We start from the raw sequence: 18,367 nt of genomic DNA on the forward strand, positions 1-18,367 counted from the left end.
GTGTTACTCACCCGTCCGCCACTCGCGTCACAGGAGCAAGCTCCTGATCCGCGCGTTCGACTTGCATGTATTAGGCACGCCGCCAGCGTTCATCCTGAGCCAGGATCAAACTCTCCATAATTGGAAGCTCTCTGACTCCGTTTGCGTTTTTACTTGGCGCCCAAGTGGATGGCCGTAGCCATCCGTTTATCGGAATTAAACGTTGACATATTGTCATTCAGTTTTCAATGTTCTGTTGTTGCGTCGTTCTTTTTAACACTCTTACCATGTTACATCATCTCTCGAAATTATTCAAGCGTTAATTTTACACTTTCGAATATTTTTATGAAAGAAAATGTTTCTGTGTTTCTTCGGTGTCTGTGTCGTCCGTGTTTTGGCGACTTTTATATCATACCAAGTAGACAGCTCAGTGTCAACGACTTTATTGAACTTTTTTAAAGTCTTTTTGTTTGCGTGCGTTGTTCACTAAATGCTAAATATTAGATTATCATAAATGCTATAACTTGTATATAATGAATTTCAGAGGTGAATTGTTTTATGAAGAAACCAGGAAATAAGATACTACGTATTCGCGGCTATGCACTGGCCCTGATCTTTATAGGTATGGGAGTCATGTATCTCGGTGTATTCTTCAGGGAGTACCCGCTCGTCTTCAGCATCTTTCTTCTTATAGGAATGCTTCCCATCATATTGAGCTTCGTCATCTACTTCTGGGTGGGTATGATCAGCACACGCGCCATTACCGTCCAATGTCCGAATTGCGAGAAGCATACTAAAATATTGGGACACGTCGACTTCTGCCAGCACTGCAAGGAACCTTTGACGATCGACAAGGAACTTGAAGGAGAAGACTTCTCTCTCGACTACAACGTAGACCACCGCAGAAAAAAGGCGATAGAAGAACTGAACGACAAGAAACAGAAATGAGCAGGGGATATATCCCCTGCTCATTTCTGTTTACGATTATTGAACTGTTCCTATTCCCTGCATTCCGGACATACACCATAGATTTCAAGTCTATGATGACTCACATCGTATGCCGTGACAGAGCCTGCGAGCTGTTCCACTTCCTCAAGCCCCGGATAATGAAAGTCCGTAATCTTGCCGCAATTGCTGCAGATGATATGATAATGGGTATCTGTGATGAAATCGAAGCGGCTTGAAGCGTCCCCATACGTCAGCTCCTTGACGAGCCCCGTCTCCTTGAAAAGCTTCAGATTGTTGTATATAGTGGCGACACTCATATTTGGATATTCACTGGAAAGCGCTTTGAATATATCATCAGCAGTCGGGTGTTCCTCTGTTTCTATCATATACATGAGCACTGCTTTTCTCTGCGGTGTAATCCGTACACCCGTTTTCTTCAGTGCATCGATCGATTCAGTGAACTGATCATTGGCATCCATCATTTTCATATTGATACCTTCCTTCTCTAACTGACTACTGTAGTACACTCATTGTACTTTGTACTGAAATTGATTGTCAAATCACTTTGTTCAGTATCCCCTGCCATTGTCAATGATATTCTTCATCGACTCGGGATCATCCATATGTCCGAGGTTATAGGCAAAGATTTCAAAGCCGCGCTCGAGGTATCCTTCGGTTTTGGATGATGCATGCGGCGTGATGGTCAAGTTGTCATAAGTATAGAATACATGATTCCCGGGCAGCGGCTCCTGATTGAATACATCCAAGATCATATGTCGGATCATGCCCTGTTCAAGCACTTGCGAGATGGTTTCATCGGTCATGATGTCACCACGTCCGATATTGACGAATACCGCACTTTCTTTCATTTTTTCAAATAGATCCGTTTCAAGCATTCCTCTTGTTTCATCTGTACTCGGCAGAATATTGATGATGATATCCGCTTCATTGATATGCTGCTCAAGTTCACCAATGGAATGCGTCCGGTCAAAGCCTTCCACCGCGTGGCCTGTCGTATTGTAGCCCACCACTTCTGTACCGAAGACACGGAGCACTTTGGCCAGATGGGCACCTATGCTGCCGGTACCGAGCAGGTGGACGGTTTTGCCATAGATTTCTTCCGTCCTTGCATTCTTTCGCCAATGGGCATTGTTCTGATCCGCTTTCAGCTGGTTGAAATCCTTATAGAACGAAAGCAGCAGCCCGACAGTATACTCGGTCATCTGTATTTTATGAATGCCTTTTGCATTCGTGATATGGACATGATCAAGCCGTTCAAGCGGCAGATCATCAAGTCCTGCACTCATGACCATCATCCATTCCAGGTTTTTGAAAGCTTTTACATCATCTTCGTTGAAGTTGGAGCCGTACGTAATGAAAATTTCGCACCATTCGCGGTCTTCATCCGTCATTTCCGCAGTTTTTCTGAAGCGGTATTCAAGTTCCGGGTGCTTTTCTTCCATTTTTTCAATCATATGCGGTCTCAAGTTGACAGTCGACAGTATATGTTTCATCTATGCTTCCTCTTTCAGATAGGTTTTGAGTTCGTCGATATGGGATTTCGCCTTGACGTTATCCCACCTTTTTAGAATATTGCTGTCTTCGTCTACAATGAAAGTCGTTCTGACAATGCCTTTCGACTCCTTGCCGAAAACTTTTTTCATCCTATAAACATTGAGTGCCTCAGAGAGTTTGAAGTCCTCATCGACAAGAAGATCGAAGTTCAGGTTATTCTTCTCTATGAAATTCTGATGCTTCTTTCTGGAATCGCCGCTCACTCCATACACTTTGACATCCAGTTCGTTCAGATAGTCCAGATTATCCCGCAGGTCGCATGCCTGCGCCGTACACCCGGGTGTATTATCTTTAGGATAGAAATAGATGACAGTCTTTCCCTCGAGATCTTTATTGCCTATCTTCTCTCCGTTCTGATTTTCAAGTTCGAATTCCGGGAACTTCTCCATATGTCTGCCTCCTTGAATATACCTTCATAATAATGATAATACCCGAGTTTCACGCGCCTCTCAACAGAAGTCCCTCCTTAATTAACGGTCCGGAATGTGGTAGAATACACATTGTGTAAAATACAGATCAAAGGATGAAATATATGTACGATCACAAGAGATCCGAAGCACTCCAGAAACAGGCTGATGAAGTCATACTCGGAGGCGTCAATTCCCCTTCCCGTTCCTACAAGGCAGTAGGCAATGGTGCGCCCATCGTAATGGACAGAGGTGAAGGCGCCTATCTCCATGATGTCGATGGCAACCGCTATATCGACTACCTGGGCGCTTATGGACCCATCATTACGGGGCATGCGCACCCCCGCATCCATGAAGCCATTGCTGAGCAGAGCAGCAAGGGCATACTCTACGGCACACCGACAGAGCTTGAAATCGAGTTCGGCCGCAAAATAAGAGATGCGATTCCATCGCTTGAACGTGTCAGATTCGTCAATTCCGGTACTGAAGCAGTCATGACGACAATCAGGGTTGCACGCGCCTATACATCGAGAAATAAAATCATCAAATTTGAAGGGTGCTATCATGGCCACTCCGACCTCGTGCTTGTCGCAGCCGGCAGCGGCCCTTCCCAGCTCGGCACTCCCGATTCGGCAGGCGTACCAGAAGGTGTGGCGGAAGATGTCATTACCGTGCCTTTCAATAACCTCGAAGATTTCAGAACAGCAATGAACCACTTCGGTGATGAAATTGCTGCGGTACTCATCGAACCGATCGTTGGCAACTTCGGTATTGTCGAACCGATGGAGGGCTTCCTTGAAGAAATAAACAAAGTTGCCCACGAAAATGGCTCGCTCGTCATCTATGATGAAGTCATTACCGCATTCCGCTTCACTTATGGTTCAGCACAGCAGCTGCTCAATATAGAGCCGGACCTCACTGCACTTGGAAAGATCATCGGCGGCGGCACACCGATCGGCGCATATGGCGGTAGAAAAGATATCATGGAAAGTGTTGCCCCGCTCGGCCCGGCCTACCAGGCAGGCACGATGGCAGGCAATCCACTCAGCATGGCTGCCGGACTGGCATGCATGGAAGTGCTCGGCAAGCCTGATGTGTACAAAAATCTTGATGCACTCGGCAAAATGCTAGAAGATGGACTGCTCGACCTGATTCAGAAGTATGAGGTCAAGGCGACAATCAACCGCCTCGTCGGCGCCCTGACCATCTATTTCACCGATGAGACCGTCACCAACTACACCATGGCTGAAGCGAGCGATGGAGAAATGTTTTCCAAATTCTTCAATGGACTGATAAGAAGAGGGGTCAACATTGCCCCGTCCAAATACGAAGCCTGGTTCCTGACAACGGAGCATACTGAAGCGGATATCAAGGAGACACTTGCCATTGTTGAAGAAGTTTTCAAAAATGATCTATAGGAGAGGGTACCATGCGCTTTGGTGCTAGAGTTTTCAAAACAGGTGTCACTGTCGTCCTCACACTGTTCATAGCAGAAATGCTCGGACTTGGACCCTCACTGATTGCTGCAATCGCTGCGGTGTTTGCCCTCCAGCCGAATGTTCATCGCTCGGTCATGAATACGTGGGACCAGTTCCAGGGCAATACCCTTGGCGCGATAGCTGCAATTGTCATGGTCCTGCTGTTCGGCCACAATATGATCGTCATCGGTCTGACCGTCATACTTGTCCTGGCAGTCCTGCTGTTCTTCAATCTGCAGAGCGTATCCACACTGGCCGTCGTAACAATGATTGCCATCATGGATGCACCGACCGTCATAGAAAGCTCCACCACCACAGATTTTCTTGAAGCAGCAGGTGTACGTTTTGCACTGGTCATGATCGGTGTGCTGTCATCACTTGTGGTCAATCTGCTCTTCATCCCACCGAAGTACGAAACCAAGATGTATCATAACTGCTTCAACATCACGAGTGATATATTCAAATGGATTCGTCTTGAATTGAATGCAGTCAGCGAATTCCAGATTGTCAAGAAGGATATCGAGTCGCTGCGTACACGCGTTGTCACGCTCGAAACCATGTATCTCTGGTACCGTGAAGAGAAGAACTACTTCAGAAGAAACAACTTTGCCGATGCCCGTCGTAAAATACTGTTCAGACATCTGATTGCCTCCACAAGGCGGACGTTCGAACTGCTCAGAAAACTGAACCGTTATGAGAACGACTATAACCATCTGGATGAAGACTTCAAATACCGCATCCGCCACGAGATGGACCGCCTGATGGTCTACCACGAGCAGATTTTCATGAAGATTACTGAAAAGATCCGTCCTGACGCACCTTGCGGAATATATGACAATGACGTACAATTTGAGAATTCCATGATGGATGATTTCGTCATGCTCTATCAGCAGGCGAAAACACCTGAAGAAAAAATGCAGTACGAAAATATACTCGAAGTCATATCATCCATCCATGAATATTCCAATTCACTGGATCGCCTGGACAGATTGACAACAAGCTTCTTCCGCTTCCACGGAGACAAGAACAAGATCAACATACAGGATGAGACACTCGATATATAAAAGAACAGGCGCAGGAATTAATTCCTGCGCCTGTTTTCTATTGCCATCCATTATTCTCCGACGGCCTGCCTCTGAATCTGCTGACGTGCGGATTCCCTTTGACAATGAAGCGGTAAGGGTAGGCCACCGCCTCTTCCTTATTGTCTATGCCGATTCTCGGCGTCGCTTCGATTTCAGCAGGCACACGGCCTGTCTGAAGTGTAAGAATACCGTTGTTCAGTTCCATGCCATTGTGCAGTTCTCGGCGTACACCCATGGATTTGGTCAGTTTGCCGGGACCATCAGTGAGACCCGTTTCCCGACCGCGCCTTTCAATCATGATGTCTCGACCGACATCCGGCTCGAGTCCCCTGATGAGTATTCCTTCAGGATGCTCTTTCTCTCTTGTCAGGATGTTCATGCAATGATGGCCATGCATCGTATAGACATAGACATGGCCATAGTCATTGAACATCATTTCGTTCTTCTTATTCTTTTTGCCACCGAAAGTATGAGCGGCACGGTCTTCAATTCCGAGATATGCTTCAACTTCGGTGATGAAACCACTGGTCATGACACCGTCGATGCATGTAGTCAGTCGAACACCGAGCAGACGCCTTGCTGCTTCCAGTGTGTCATCAGCCAGAAAACTTATATCCAACGTTTCAGCCATGGCGACATCCTTTACTATAGATTCTGTATGCTGTAGAGATTATAGTAGTCTCCCTGCTTCTTCATTAGTTCAGCATGCGAACCGGCTTCCCTGATCTGGCCATTGACCATTACAAAGATGCGATCGGCATGGGTGATGGTCGACAGCCTATGCGCGACGACTATGGTCGTCCTGTTCTGGGACAGTTCCAGAAGCGTTTCCTGGATGATGCTTTCACTCTCCAGGTCGAGCGCGCTGGTGGCCTCATCGAGAATGAGGATCGGCGGATTCTTCAGAAAGACCCGGGCAATGGCAATCCGCTGCTTCTGCCCACCTGACAGTTTGACACCACGCTCACCCACTTCTGTTTCGTAGCCTTCAGGCAGGCTCATGATGAAGTCGTGTGCGTTCGCCCGTTTGGCAGCTTCAAGCATCTCCTCTTCCGTAGCGTCCGGTTTGGCGAGAAGAATGTTCTCCTTGATGCTGTCGGAAAAGAGTACGTTATCCTGCATGACGATTCCGACTTTATTCCTCAAGGATTCAATTGTATAGTCGCGGATGTCCGTACCGTCAAGTTTCACTTTCCCTGATGTCACATCATAGAAACGTGGAATCAGGGTTACCAGCGTCGATTTTCCGCCACCGCTCATTCCGACAAATGCGACTGTTTCCCCACTCTTCACATTGAAATTGATGTGGTTCAAAGTGTCCGTATCTTCTCCATTATAGCTGAATCCGACATCCTGGAACTCGATGTTGCCATCAGTCTGCTTAAGCTCACGAGCACCCGGACGATCTTTTACATCGTATTTCTCATCGAACAGCTGGAATACCCTGTCCATTGATGCGATACTCTGTGTCAGAGTCGTGGATGAGGATACGAGTCTGCGGAGTGGTCCATAGAGCCTATCCAGATAGGCGATGAACGCAGCCAGAGTACCGACTGTCAGGTTACCCTGGATCACCTGGTAGGCACCATAACCGACAACAAGCAGAGGGCCGACATCGGTTATGGTATTGACGACCGAAAAACTTCTCGCTGTCCATCTGGCATGATCCGTTGCCTTGTTCAGAAAATTACCGTTCTTATCATTGAAACGTTCCGATTCATTCTTTTCCACTGCAAAGCTTTTGATGACGTTGATTCCCTGGATGCGTTCGTGGAGAAATCCCTGTACTTCCGCCAGTGCCTGCGATCTTCTTCTTGTAAGTTTCCTCAGCCTGCCGAAGAAGAACCACACGCCAAAAATGTAGAACGGGAAGACGATGATCGACACGAGTGTCAGCTCACCATTCATCGCAAACATTATTGCGAGAGCGATCAGTATCGTCACCAGGTCGAGCCAGATGTTCATCAGGCCCGTCATGATGAAGTCCTTCGTCTGTTCAACGTCATTGATGACACGGGAAATGACTTCGCCGACCTTATTATTGGAATAGAACTTGGCACTCAGCATCTGCAGATGGCTGTACATCTTCTTTCTTATATCGTAGATGATCTTATTGCTTGTCCACTGGGCGAGATACTGCCTGAAGTATTCGACTGGCGGCCGGATGATGAGGAAGATGAAGGAGAACACAAGCAGTACCTGGATCAGCATGTTCACCTTGTCCTCTGTACTCAACCCTTCCGGCATGATGATGCTGTCGATTGTATACTTGATAAGCAGCGGCAGAAGAAGCGGAATTCCGAACTTCAGCACCCCGATGACAATCGTCAGAGCAATCAGCCATCTATAGGGTTTAACAAATTGCAAATAGCGTCTTATCACAAAAAATACTTCCTTTACTGACATAAAAAACAATCAACCGGATAGTTGATTGATCTTTAGTATGATTTGAAATCATTATTGAAACGTCCTTGCCACACTTTTATGAAGTCCGGCGCGAAGGGTCCTTTTTTCCTTTCGATCCACTGCTGAAGCACATCGACATTATGTCTGAGTATCCGATCGATATCCTCGGAGTATTTCATGCGGTTCTTATGCAGACGGTACTCATCCTCATCGAGAAGATGATACTTGCCGTCCGGATAGACTTTGATATCGAGGTCGTAGTCGATATATTTCAGTGCTTCCTCATCATAGATGAAAGGAGATGATAGATTGCAGTAGTAGTATACGCCGTCTTCTCTGAACATGCAGATGACATTGAACCAGTACTCGACGTGGAAATAGACGATTGCCGGCTCCCGGGTCACCCATGTCCGCCCATCACTTTCGGTGACAAGCGTGCGGTTGTTGCCTCCGATGACGACATGATCCGTACCTTTGAGAATTGTGGTTTCGGACCATACACGGTGGATGCTACCATCGTGCTTATAGCTCTGAATCTTGACCTTGCTGCCCTCTTTCGGTATGGATTCCAGACCCATATTCCACACCACCTTTAGAATAATACTACTATATTATAGCATAGCCGGACATACATTCACATTCATCCGTTTTCAGATTCGAACAGCCTGTAGAGCTTCTGCATGGCCCTGCTCATCGGCAGATTCTCCACTTCTCTGAGCGGGACGAAACCGGGGTGTGGACTCCGGGTGTGCAGCATATACCCTTCCATGTACCATACCTGGTGGGTGAACACATGCTTGCTGCTGCCGATGTGCACGCCTGATGTATCTACATCGATGCCCAGTTCCTCGCCGATCGATTCGATGGATGTATCCACATCATACTTCGGCAGTTCATACATTCCCTGCAGCAGCGTCCCTTCCTGTTTTCTGAGCAGCACTTCCCCGCGGTCGTTCAGAATGAAATAGACGTTGTAGTACAGTTCATTCTTCTGCTTCGCCTTCTTTTTGACCGGAAGTTCTGCCACAATGCTTTCCTTATACGCTTCGCAATTCTCCTGCACCGGACACATGATGCACTTCGGTGCACGGGGTGTGCAGATGGTGGCTCCGAGCTCCATCAGTGCCTGGTTGAAGTCCCCCGCTTCGAGCGGAATGATCTCCTCTATCCGGTGCTTTATGTCTTTCTGGACGGACGCTTTGGTCATATCTCTTCTGTCTGCATCGAGTCTCGATATGACACGCAGCACATTTCCGTCCACTGCAGCCAGCAGATGGTTGAAGGCGATGCTCTGCACAGCACCCCCTATGTACGGTCCTACGCCTTTCAGCTTGAAGAATGCTTCCGGCTGGTCCGGCACAACAGAACCATAGCTGTCCCGCACCTCTCTGACAGCTGCCTGGAAATTGCGGATCCGATTATAGTAGCCGAGCCCTTCCCAGTCTTTGAGCAGCGCCTCCTCATCGGCATCTGCAAGGCTGTCGATATCCGGGTAGCGGGTTATGAATTTCTCATAATAGGGTATAACAGTAATGACCTGAGTCTGCTGCAGCATGACCTCGCTCAGCCATATGCGGTATGGATCCTGTGTCTGCCGCCAGGGCAGCGCTCTTTTATTGGACTGGTACCATCCCAACAGGTTATGATTGAACTCTGAAATTTTCAGCATGGTTGACACCTTCCTCTGTTAATTATGTCACTTGAATGGGGAGAATGAACATGGATACTCTAACACATACACTGATGGGCGGTACAATCGTTGGTCTGGCCGCCATCGATCCATCCATAGATCCCGTCTCCGTCGGGTTTATTACTACTGTAGTCGGTGCGTCCCTCGTACCTGACGTTGATACGGTAATGAAACTTAAGAATAATGCTGTATACATCACCCATCACCGGGGCATCACCCACTCATTGCCATTTACATTCTTCATCTGGCCGGTATTGCTTACCGCACTGAGCGTGCTGCTTTTCGACCTGCCTGCACTGAACATGTACTTATGGATCCAGTTTGCAGTTTTCATGCACGTGTTTGTGGATATTTTCAATTCCTACGGCACACAGGCACTGCGGCCTCTCAGGCATATATGGATCCAGATCGGCATCATCAATACGATTGATGTCCCCATACTGCTGCTGCATGTCCTGTATTTCATATTATGGTATTTTACAGGGATGCCGGTACTGCTGTTCATCGGACTTTATGCAGTGCTCGCCATCTATTATATTGCACGCTACATGATGCAGCGTTCCCTCGTAACGAAAGTCACCCGACAGCTGCCGAATGAGGAGATCAGCCGGCTGTTCTGCATGCCGACCATCCACTATTTCGAATGGCGCATTGTCGTTGTGACAAAGAAGGCCTATTATGTAGGACGCAGTTTCCGCGGCAATATCATCTTCTACGACCGCTTCAATAAGAGCAAGCCGATCGAAGAGGAGCGATTCAAAAGCATCAAGCAGGATGAGAACTTCAAGGCATTCACTTTCTTTTCCTCCATCTACCGCTATGAAGTCACCGACATTTCGGACAAGCTGGTGGAAATCAGATATATTGATTTGAGATATCTGAAGGAAGGCCACTACCCCTTCGTCTGCATCATGCAGGTGGACCGGGAGACCCATGAAGTGCTCCATAGCTATACGGGATGGGTATTTACAGAAAGCAAGCTCCAGAAGAAGCTTCTCGGCAGCTGATATGACGAACAAAGCGACTGGGTCATTCGCCCGGTCGCTTTTTTAGATACTGATATAATGAAAATTTGATCTTTCTGTAGTATTCGAACATCCATAAGTACAGCAGTATGACTTGTGCGAAGAACAGAATATCATGCGGCAGCCGGTTGATGTTCCAGCCTGCATGGACCGCATTCGACTGCAGACCATTGATGACATAGTAGAATGGATTCAGACTCAGCAGGTTCTGGAGCCACGGTTCGATATCCTCAGGCAGATACATGATGGGAACAGCAACCACCAGGACGATGAATACAAGGATGTTCATAGCGTTGCTTCTTTTCATCTCCACGGACAGATAGAGCAATGTAAAAGGGATGATCAGTATGACGCCGAGCAGTACGTAGTACAGCAGCGTAAAGATGTCTATCAGCCAGTTCTGGATGACAAGTGCAGCAAAAGCACTGTACAGCACAGTGAATATAAGAAAGATGAACGTCTGGAACACCGTCGTCGGCAGTATTCTCAAATAAAGAGGAATATAGTTCACCTTGACGACCGAATCTTTGTAGAACGTTGCATTCCGATTCAGCACGGCCATACTGAACAGCCATACTGCAGCCATCAGTCCTGTCAGTGTATAGAGATATTCCATGACCCCCGACTCATCCAGCATGGACATCGAGATGAACAGGAACATAAGTCCGATGGCATAGATCAGCAGAGGTGTCAGGTTGTGTGACGAAAAGTAGCCTGTCTGTTTGAAGAAGTGACGGTACAAGTATTTCATTTTATGGTTCATAGCACCTCTCCTAACGGTTGATATACAGCCATGTCTCGTTCGAAGCGTCGAGAATCATATAGCCGCTTGGCAAACGGAATATGACATTCTCTGTCGAGACGCCGAACGCTTCATACATGCCTTCAAGATTTCTCGCAGGGAAGGACATGGAGAATATGATGCCCTCCCTGAAGTGGTAGGTGATCGGTATGCCGGAAAGTTCCGCATGCATGTCGCTTGAAGCAGACAGGCTCATCGTATCCATTACAGTACTGCTGTCCCTGTTGATGAATCTCGAATAGTACAGATAGTTGTTTTCAAACACTTCGTCCGTATAAGGCAGAAGGTCCTCGAGTGTCGTTTCCGGATAGAGGCTTGCGGGGTTGAAGTAGATGAGCGAACCGGAATCCACTTCTTCCGTTGCTTCACCGTTCACGACAGTATAGCCCGCATCACTTCTATCACTGACCCGGAGCATGGACATGTAGGGATAGGTATCCCCACCGACTTCCATGCTGCCCTCGGTACTTATTCCGTAGGCAATCCTGTCATCTGTTTCCTCTTCCGGAATCACCACCGTCTGCTCCTGCCCGGCGCTCGCGGCGCCTGTAAACGAAATATCCATGAAAATGACGATACTTGCCATCAGCATGGTAAACAGGACTACAAGGGAAATGATGATCTTCCTGATATTGAACCGGTCGATCGGGCTGGCCTGGTTCCTGCTCAGTCGTTTCAGACCGTGCGCATACCGGCCATATTCGCTTACATTCCGTTTCCATTCAAGATCAAACAGGGCTTCTTCATCCACATTTTTGATCTGGCTCTTATTTTTCATGTAGGCAGCGTATTCCGCAATCCCCTGCTTGACGTTGCCATCGTAGCGTATCTGGCCATAGCTCAGCCAGAGGAAGTAGTTGGCGAGAATCTCGATCGGTTCGATATTGCTTTCGAGCAGCAGTACCCCATGCTCCCTTTTTTCCTGTTCATTGATGGTCGCTTTGAAGGCCGCCGCATCATCTTTGGTCAGATGGCGGTACATATTGCAGTAGATGATGATCTCAGCATCCGCAAATTTGGAGAGCTCAAGCAGCACAAGTGCAACGTCCCGACGCGAAAGATCTCTGACCGGGGTCTTCCAGTGTCTGCTGAAAAGTGCCTGAGCCTGAAGCTCTTCCACAGCCTTTTCGACCTCTTCCGTCTTCAAGTATTCGTCCAGTATTTCTGTAGCAAACATGGAGAGGGCGTGAGGATGATTTACGTGATCCAGAACATCCAGACTCAGCACCGAGCTTTCCGTCTTCACTTTTCCTTTTTTCGTGTCCAGGCTGCCGTTGACGACTTCCTTCAGATAGTGCAGCGTCTTGTAGTCGGATAGGATGCCGAGCACTTCCCCTTTGTAGAGGTGGAAGGAGACATCCTTCAGAAGCAGCCCTTCTTCCCGTCCAAGAATACGATCTCCGAGTTTTTTCGGCTCCTTGGCGTATGTCAGATTCAGTGCTCTGAGTAGAATGATGTTCTGCATATGATCATCCTCTCTTACTGAGCTGCAGCATACTTACAGGAATCCCTGCTTCTTTCTCTTCTCCTCCGACGAAAAATCCCCAGGCAAAAATCCCTTTGATGTACTCCACCTTGAAAAAGTGGTCTTCGTTGCTGATGATCTTATATATTTTGCCCGGCTCGATCAGAGAGAGGTCGACGAAATAGCTTTCCGCAATGAGCACCTGTCTTTCAAGGACTCTGTATTCATTTTCAACACCCAGCATTTCAGCCTTTCTCATTGCTTCCCGCTTCTCACCAATATATGCTTCGAGTTCACGTCTCGTCATGGTATTCAAAGGTCTCATCATCCATACCGCCTAACTTTTCCTGAATTAAGTCGTAGCCATACCCTTTTCTCATCAGTGCCTGTATCAGTTTCTGCTTCAGGGCAAAGCCTGTTTCCTTTTTTTGATACTTATTGAAATACTTTTCGAAATCCTTATCGAAATGGGCCGTTTCATCGAAATCATCATCAAAATCGATCAGTTCGATATGCGCTTTGCCATATCCCCTCTGATGCAGTTTTTCGGTCAGCTTCATTCTGAACTGCCTGTAGGCACCTTTATGGCGCTTCAGCTGCTTCTCCTTAAGCTTGTTCATGCGGTCGCTGTCCACTTCCGCACTGAACGCCTCAACATTCTTTTTGATGATGTTTTCATCAATATGGTGCTTCTTCAGTTCACGCTGCAGTGCGAATGGCCCTTTATCCGTTGTGGACAGCATCGTATTCTTCAATGCTTTCGCATAGTGGGCATCATTGATATAGCCTTCCTCTTTAAGCCTGGTGACAGTCTGATCAATCATATCGGGGTGGTAGTCCGCTTCCATATATTTTCGGATCTCCTGCTCGCTGCGCAGCTTGAAGCTGATATAGCCGAGGGCTTTGACATAGGCCTGATCATACTGGATGGCCCGGAGGATCTCCTGATACTCCTCGGGTTCAAGCACCCTGTCCGAGATCAGCCTGTACTTTACGACAGACTCCTCATGGGCCTTGAATGAAGTACCATCATCCATATGTATTTCATACATGCTGTTCTTATCCAGTGCCACTTTCTTTATCTGCATGCCATCCCTCCTAGTCGAGAAGATCCGTCGCAAAAAATTCGCGCAGTGCCTTGGAGCGCTCTCTTCTATGACGACGATGCTCCGAGCGTTCCTTACCCGTCTCATCGAGCCACTTCAGCCGTTCATTGTCCGGAATCAGTTCCGGCACCTGAATCGGATTGTAGTCATCATCCAGTGCTACGAAAGTAAGGAAGCTGAAAGCGGCCAGTTTACGTTCGCAGTCGTTTTCAAGTGTTTCCTTCGATATTTTGACAAGGACCTCCATGGATGATCTGCCCGTATGGGTCACCATGGATTCGAGGATGACAACATCCCCCAGATTGATCGGCTCAAGAAAATCCACGGAGTCGATCGACGCGGTCACTACTTTGGCACGGGAGTGGCGGCGCGCTGCAATCGACGCAACATCATCTATGTATTCCATCAGCCGTCCCCCGTAGAGTGTATGGTGGCTGTTCGTATCCGGAGGCATGACGTTCGAAGTTTTAACAGTATACGATTCCGACATTCTTTTCTGCATAGTATCTCCTCCATTCCAAACACTACTATAATAGCATAATTCCAGTACTAAAAAAGAAGGGATATGATTAATCCCTTCTTGATGCTTTCTATTGAAATCTACTATAATTTGCGTTCGAGCGCCTCTTCCGGTGTATCGATCACAAGTGCATCCTTGCCTGGAAGTGATCTTGACAGGAAGTGGTGGAGAACGAAGGCAAATGTGAATATGACGAATAGAAACGCCAGCATTATGAGTACCATCATTGCATAACCCATGGAAAATCCTCCTCTGAAACTTATCCTATTGGATATATTTTATCACAAAGGCGCGATTTGTACTATACAAATCAGAAAGCCCAATTTCCTTTTTCGAACACTTTTTCTTCTGTGCCATCATCCGTAATGCCGTAGATGTCCAGTTCGGCTGAACCGATCATGAAATCGACGTGCGTAATGGAATCGTTGAGTCCAGCTTGCTCGAGTTCTTCACGGGACATATTCTTTCCATCTTCGATGCAGAATGAATAGGCACTGCCAAGTGCAACGTGGCAGGATGCATTCTCATCGAATAAAGTGTTATAGAATAATCTACCCTTATTCGAGATGGGTGAATCATTCGGCACAAGTGCCACTTCGCCCAGATATCTTGCACCTTCGTCCGTATTGAGCAGATTCTCGAGCATCTCGTACCCCTGCCCCGCTTCAAAGTCGACGACTTTGCCATCTTCGAATGTCAGTTTGAAGTCGTCGATCAGATTACCGCCGTAGCTGAGCGGCAGCGTATTGGATACATAACCGTCGACACGTGTCTTCTCAGGCACACTGAACACTTCTTCTGTCGGCATGTTCGCCATGAACTTCTGACCGTCCGCGTTCAGGCTGGATGCACCGGCCCACAGGTGGCCTTTCGGCAGGCCGATGACAAGATCGGTGCCCGGCGCATCATATCTGAGGGACTTATATTTCTTACCATTGAGATAGTCGACTTTCTCATGCAGCGTGGCGTCATGCTGCTCCCATGCTTCGACAGGGTTTTCCAAGTCGGCACGGACAGTATACAGGATAAGGTCCATGAGTGCGTCAACAGCCGCTTCATCATCAAGATCCGGATATACAAGCCTTGCCCACTCCACAGATGGATAGCCGGCCACACACCAGCTGTGGTAGTCCGACTGGATGCGGTTCGAGAAATCCTTGAATGCCCTGCCGGATGCCACCTGCATGGCCTGAAGCTTCTCCGGATCCACGTCCTTCATCAGCTCAGGTGAAGATGAAGTGATGCTCAGGAAACCGGCCTTCTCATCGGAATAGAACATTCTTTCGTCGATCGACCACTGGTGGATGGTGCTGAGTTCCTCTTTCGACTGGTGCTTGGCATGCAGCTTCGTCAGTTCATCATCCGACATGAGGACCTTGACTTCCTTTGCCCCTTTTTCGTATGCCTTCTCTGTGACTTTTCTGATCAGCGGCAATGCATCGCTCGCGCCTCTGATGAAAACACGGCCGTCCTTCTGTACATTGAGTCCAATATCAACAAGCAGATCTGCATACTTATCCAGTTTTGTTTCTTGTTGTGTCATTTAGATTTCTCCTTTATTTCCTCAGTTTTGAAAGTTCTTCAATGATCGCCGACTGTTCGATTGCCGTAATCTGGTTTCTCGAGGTCACCATTTCGTGTATATCCTTGATTTCTTCAGTTTTGCTGTCATCAAAATCATCCGGATTGAAGAGGCCTTTGTTCACTACGTTCAAAGCTTCTTCAATCTCCTTGAGCATCTCTGCTTTCTGCATTTCCCATTCCTCCATCCTTCGATCGTGTCATTACAATAGTATCAAAAATTATATGATAATAAAATTTATATTCAAGTTATTCAGTGAATAAAGTTTATTATTCATTTAAAATGGATATAAGCAACTATAAATCACATACAAAGGAGAATTCACATGAAAAACAAATTGTTGCCAGCTGTCCTCATTGGCGCCGCCATTGGTGCAGCACTCAGTCTTATCGACAAAAATACAAGAAGCACAGTAATGAGCAGTACAAAGGACCTCAAGTACTATGCACAGAACCCGAACGAAGCGAAAGAGAAATTGACTTCCGACGCCGGCGACTCCTCAAAAGTGCAGTCACTGAAAGATGAAGTAATGTTCTGGAAAGATACAATCCAGGAAATCAGACAGAACAACCCTGAACTGGAAGAATCCATCAAAGATGCGAAAGATACATTCATGAAGAAGCGTGAACAGAAGCAGTTGAATTAATTCCAAAAGAAAGGGCTGACGTGAGTTGGCCCTTTTACTTTTAGAGAGGTGATACATTATGGCAGACAAACCGACGAATTCCGATTATCTTAACCAGGCAAAGCAGGAAGGAAAAGAAAAAGATGCCAAGAAGGCAAAGGGCAGCAACGGAGAAGTGTTCGTTGATAATGTGAAGTTCAAATCAAAATCCGCCAAGAAGCCGAATGAGACGCTATACGTTTCGAAAATCAACAAACCTGCAAAGCACAAGGATGACTCCAACTTCTTCCAGAGGCTGATGTTCCAGTTCGGCAAGGATGATACATCAGGAATGGCAGCACAGCTCGCGTATTATTTTCTTCTTGCCATTTTCCCGCTGCTGATATTTCTGCTGACACTCGTGCCGCTATTCCAGATTGATCAGGCAACGATCACACAATTCATACAGGACTATGCGCCTGCACAGATTGCGGGCACTCTGGAAGGCATCATCAACGATGTCATGGGCGGTTCCAGTGGCGGTCTGCTCTCGGTTGGTCTATTATTTACACTATGGTCTGCATCAAACGGAATGACAGCACTGATGAACGCATTCAATGTCGCCTATGATATAGAAGATGATAGAAACTTCGTGGTTGCAAAGCTCTGGTCGCTCCTGTTTACGATCATTCTTGCACTCTCTATACTTCTGACATTTGTACTTATCGTATTCGGCGAGCAGATCGGCAATCTGCTGTTTGGTGCCATCGGTCTCGATCAGCAGTTCCAGTTTGTATGGAACCTCGTCAGAAGCCTGCTGCCTGTTCTGCTTGTATTCATCGTGTTCCTCGTGATCTACACGACAGCACCGAATATCAAGCTGCAGATCAAGGCCGTCATACCAGGCGCGATATTCACTACAATCGCTTTCCTGCTCGCTTCATGGGCGTTCAGTTTCTACATTTCAAATTTCAGCAACTACAATGCAACATATGGTAGTATCGCCGGTGTCATCATTCTGATATTATGGTTGTATATCACCGGAGTGATCATCATACTCGGCGCCCAGATCAATGCAATAATGCATAAGCGGGCGATGGAAAAAGAAGGAGAGGAAACACCAGAAAATGAGTCTACTGAATGATCTGCTCGGTTATAATGAGCAATTTGTAAACAACAAGGAATACGAACAGTATGTAACAACAAAGTCACCGGATAAGAAGCTCGTCCTCATATCCTGCATGGATACGAGACTGACGGAGCTGTCCACCAAGGCACTGGGTCTTAAAAATGGAGACATCAAGCATATACAGAATGCGGGTGCGGTCATCTCCCATCCTTATGGGAGCACGATGAGAAGCATACTCGTTGCGGTATACATGCTCGGTGCAGACGAAGTCATGGTCATGGGCCACCACGACTGCGGTTTCGGTGCACTGAAACCCGAACCGATGATGAACAACATGATGGAACGCGGCATTAAGGAAGAGACATTCGAAACGCTGAAGCATTCCGGCATTGATGTCACAAGCTGGCTCAAAGGTTTCGACAGTGTCGAGGAAAGCATCACTGAGAGTGTCGGCAAGATCAAACACCATCCGCTGATGGTGGAAGGTGTACCGATCCACGGCACAGTCATCAATCCGGAAAACGGCAAGGTCGACCTTGTCGTCAATGGGTACGAATCATAAGGGA

22 protein-coding genes and 1 rRNA gene are annotated in these 18,367 nt (G+C 47.3%); 7 read left to right on the plus strand and 16 right to left on the minus strand.

Features of this window, described 5'->3' with window-relative positions; translation table 11 throughout:
* Window positions 1–121, minus strand: a 16S ribosomal RNA gene (locus FO441_RS07785); the annotation flags it as partial.
* 416 nt (window positions 122–537) lie between these two features.
* On the opposite strand from FO441_RS07785, the gene FO441_RS07790 reads away from it, so the two are divergent.
* Window positions 538–927 carry a DUF2614 family zinc ribbon-containing protein gene (locus tag FO441_RS07790; RefSeq protein WP_145288278.1) on the plus strand — a complete coding sequence of 130 codons (390 nt, stop codon included), beginning with the start codon at window positions 538–540 and terminating at the stop codon, window positions 925–927.
* Window positions 928–977: 50 nt separating this feature from the next.
* Here the strand turns inward: FO441_RS07790 and perR are convergent, their stop codons facing one another.
* From perR to bcp, 3 genes are all read right to left on the minus strand, one after another.
* Window positions 978–1,406 (minus strand): peroxide-responsive transcriptional repressor PerR, encoded by a 429-nt coding sequence (perR, locus tag FO441_RS07795; RefSeq protein ID WP_370637571.1) that lies wholly within the window; start codon window positions 1,404–1,406, stop codon window positions 978–980.
* A gap of 90 nt (window positions 1,407–1,496) precedes the next feature.
* Window positions 1,497–2,441 (minus strand): D-2-hydroxyacid dehydrogenase, encoded by a 945-nt coding sequence (locus tag FO441_RS07800; protein ID WP_145288284.1) that lies wholly within the window; start codon window positions 2,439–2,441, stop codon window positions 1,497–1,499.
* Window positions 2,442–2,891, minus strand: a complete 450-nt coding sequence (gene bcp, locus FO441_RS07805; protein WP_145288288.1) for a thioredoxin-dependent thiol peroxidase — start codon at window positions 2,889–2,891, stop codon at window positions 2,442–2,444.
* Window positions 2,892–3,034: 143 nt separating this feature from the next.
* Between bcp and FO441_RS07810 the strand changes: the two genes are divergently transcribed.
* Window positions 3,035–4,327, plus strand: a complete 1,293-nt coding sequence (locus tag FO441_RS07810; RefSeq protein ID WP_145288290.1) for a glutamate-1-semialdehyde 2,1-aminomutase — start codon at window positions 3,035–3,037, stop codon at window positions 4,325–4,327.
* A gap of 11 nt (window positions 4,328–4,338) precedes the next feature.
* Complete coding sequence (locus FO441_RS07815; RefSeq protein ID WP_145288292.1) at window positions 4,339–5,451, plus strand: FUSC family protein; 1,113 nt, start codon at window positions 4,339–4,341, stop codon at window positions 5,449–5,451.
* Between the two features lie 37 nt (window positions 5,452–5,488).
* Here the strand turns inward: FO441_RS07815 and FO441_RS07820 are convergent, their stop codons facing one another.
* The 4 genes from FO441_RS07820 to mutY form a co-directional block, all read right to left on the minus strand.
* Window positions 5,489–6,103, minus strand: a complete 615-nt coding sequence (locus FO441_RS07820; RefSeq protein WP_145288295.1) for a DNA-3-methyladenine glycosylase — start codon at window positions 6,101–6,103, stop codon at window positions 5,489–5,491.
* Between the two features lie 14 nt (window positions 6,104–6,117).
* Entirely contained in the window at window positions 6,118–7,854 is a 1,737-nt protein-coding gene (locus FO441_RS07825) for an ABC transporter ATP-binding protein (protein WP_145288298.1), read from the minus strand.
* A 56-nt stretch (window positions 7,855–7,910) separates the two neighbouring features.
* Window positions 7,911–8,456: a nucleoside tri-diphosphate phosphatase gene (gene ntdP, locus FO441_RS07830; protein WP_145288301.1), complete on the minus strand. Its 546-nt coding sequence runs from the start codon at window positions 8,454–8,456 to the stop codon at window positions 7,911–7,913.
* Window positions 8,457–8,518: 62 nt separating this feature from the next.
* A complete protein-coding gene (gene mutY / locus FO441_RS07835; protein ID WP_145288304.1) occupies window positions 8,519–9,547 on the minus strand; it encodes an A/G-specific adenine glycosylase in 1,029 nt (342 codons plus the stop codon).
* A gap of 50 nt (window positions 9,548–9,597) precedes the next feature.
* On the opposite strand from mutY, the gene FO441_RS07840 reads away from it, so the two are divergent.
* Window positions 9,598–10,575: a metal-dependent hydrolase gene (locus FO441_RS07840; protein WP_145288306.1), complete on the plus strand. Its 978-nt coding sequence runs from the start codon at window positions 9,598–9,600 to the stop codon at window positions 10,573–10,575.
* A gap of 22 nt (window positions 10,576–10,597) precedes the next feature.
* Here the strand turns inward: FO441_RS07840 and FO441_RS07845 are convergent, their stop codons facing one another.
* The 8 genes from FO441_RS07845 to FO441_RS07875 all read right to left on the minus strand — a co-directional run bounded on the left by FO441_RS07845 (window position 10,598) and on the right by FO441_RS07875 (window position 16,240).
* A complete protein-coding gene (locus FO441_RS07845; protein WP_145288309.1) occupies window positions 10,598–11,356 on the minus strand; it encodes a hypothetical protein in 759 nt (252 codons plus the stop codon).
* 10 nt (window positions 11,357–11,366) lie between these two features.
* Entirely contained in the window at window positions 11,367–12,860 is a 1,494-nt protein-coding gene (locus tag FO441_RS07850) for a hypothetical protein (RefSeq protein ID WP_145288311.1), read from the minus strand.
* A gap of 4 nt (window positions 12,861–12,864) precedes the next feature.
* Complete coding sequence (locus FO441_RS07855; RefSeq protein WP_145288314.1) at window positions 12,865–13,185, minus strand: YfhH family protein; 321 nt, start codon at window positions 13,183–13,185, stop codon at window positions 12,865–12,867.
* Window positions 13,154–13,948 (minus strand): RecX family transcriptional regulator, encoded by a 795-nt coding sequence (locus tag FO441_RS07860; RefSeq protein WP_145288317.1) that lies wholly within the window; start codon window positions 13,946–13,948, stop codon window positions 13,154–13,156. Before FO441_RS07860 ends, FO441_RS07855 begins: the two co-directional genes overlap by 32 nt.
* A 10-nt stretch (window positions 13,949–13,958) precedes the next feature.
* Window positions 13,959–14,468, minus strand: a complete 510-nt coding sequence (locus FO441_RS07865) for an acyl-CoA thioesterase (RefSeq protein ID WP_145288320.1) — start codon at window positions 14,466–14,468, stop codon at window positions 13,959–13,961.
* A gap of 101 nt (window positions 14,469–14,569) precedes the next feature.
* Complete coding sequence (locus tag FO441_RS12585; RefSeq protein WP_186365507.1) at window positions 14,570–14,725, minus strand: hypothetical protein; 156 nt, start codon at window positions 14,723–14,725, stop codon at window positions 14,570–14,572.
* A gap of 71 nt (window positions 14,726–14,796) precedes the next feature.
* Window positions 14,797–16,029, minus strand: coding sequence for an aminopeptidase (locus FO441_RS07870; RefSeq protein ID WP_145288323.1), 1,233 nt, complete (start codon window positions 16,027–16,029; stop codon window positions 14,797–14,799).
* A gap of 13 nt (window positions 16,030–16,042) precedes the next feature.
* Complete coding sequence (locus tag FO441_RS07875) at window positions 16,043–16,240, minus strand: DUF1128 family protein (RefSeq protein WP_145288326.1); 198 nt, start codon at window positions 16,238–16,240, stop codon at window positions 16,043–16,045.
* A 153-nt stretch (window positions 16,241–16,393) separates the two neighbouring features.
* Between FO441_RS07875 and FO441_RS07880 the strand changes: the two genes are divergently transcribed.
* The 3 genes from FO441_RS07880 to FO441_RS07890 are packed head-to-tail and all read left to right on the plus strand — an operon-like array spanning window position 16,394 to window position 18,363.
* A complete protein-coding gene (locus FO441_RS07880) occupies window positions 16,394–16,714 on the plus strand; it encodes a YtxH domain-containing protein (RefSeq protein ID WP_145288329.1) in 321 nt (106 codons plus the stop codon).
* Window positions 16,715–16,772: 58 nt separating this feature from the next.
* Window positions 16,773–17,816: a YihY/virulence factor BrkB family protein gene (locus tag FO441_RS07885; protein ID WP_145288331.1), complete on the plus strand. Its 1,044-nt coding sequence runs from the start codon at window positions 16,773–16,775 to the stop codon at window positions 17,814–17,816.
* Window positions 17,800–18,363, plus strand: a complete 564-nt coding sequence (locus FO441_RS07890) for a beta-class carbonic anhydrase (protein ID WP_145288334.1) — start codon at window positions 17,800–17,802, stop codon at window positions 18,361–18,363. The genes FO441_RS07885 and FO441_RS07890 overlap by 17 nt, the downstream gene beginning before the upstream one ends.
* The last annotated feature ends 4 nt before the right edge of the window (window positions 18,364–18,367 follow it).

Origin of the sequence: Salinicoccus cyprini, assembly GCF_007713705.1 — a bacterium.
Classification (GTDB): Bacteria; Bacillota; Bacilli; order Staphylococcales; family Salinicoccaceae; genus Salinicoccus; species Salinicoccus cyprini.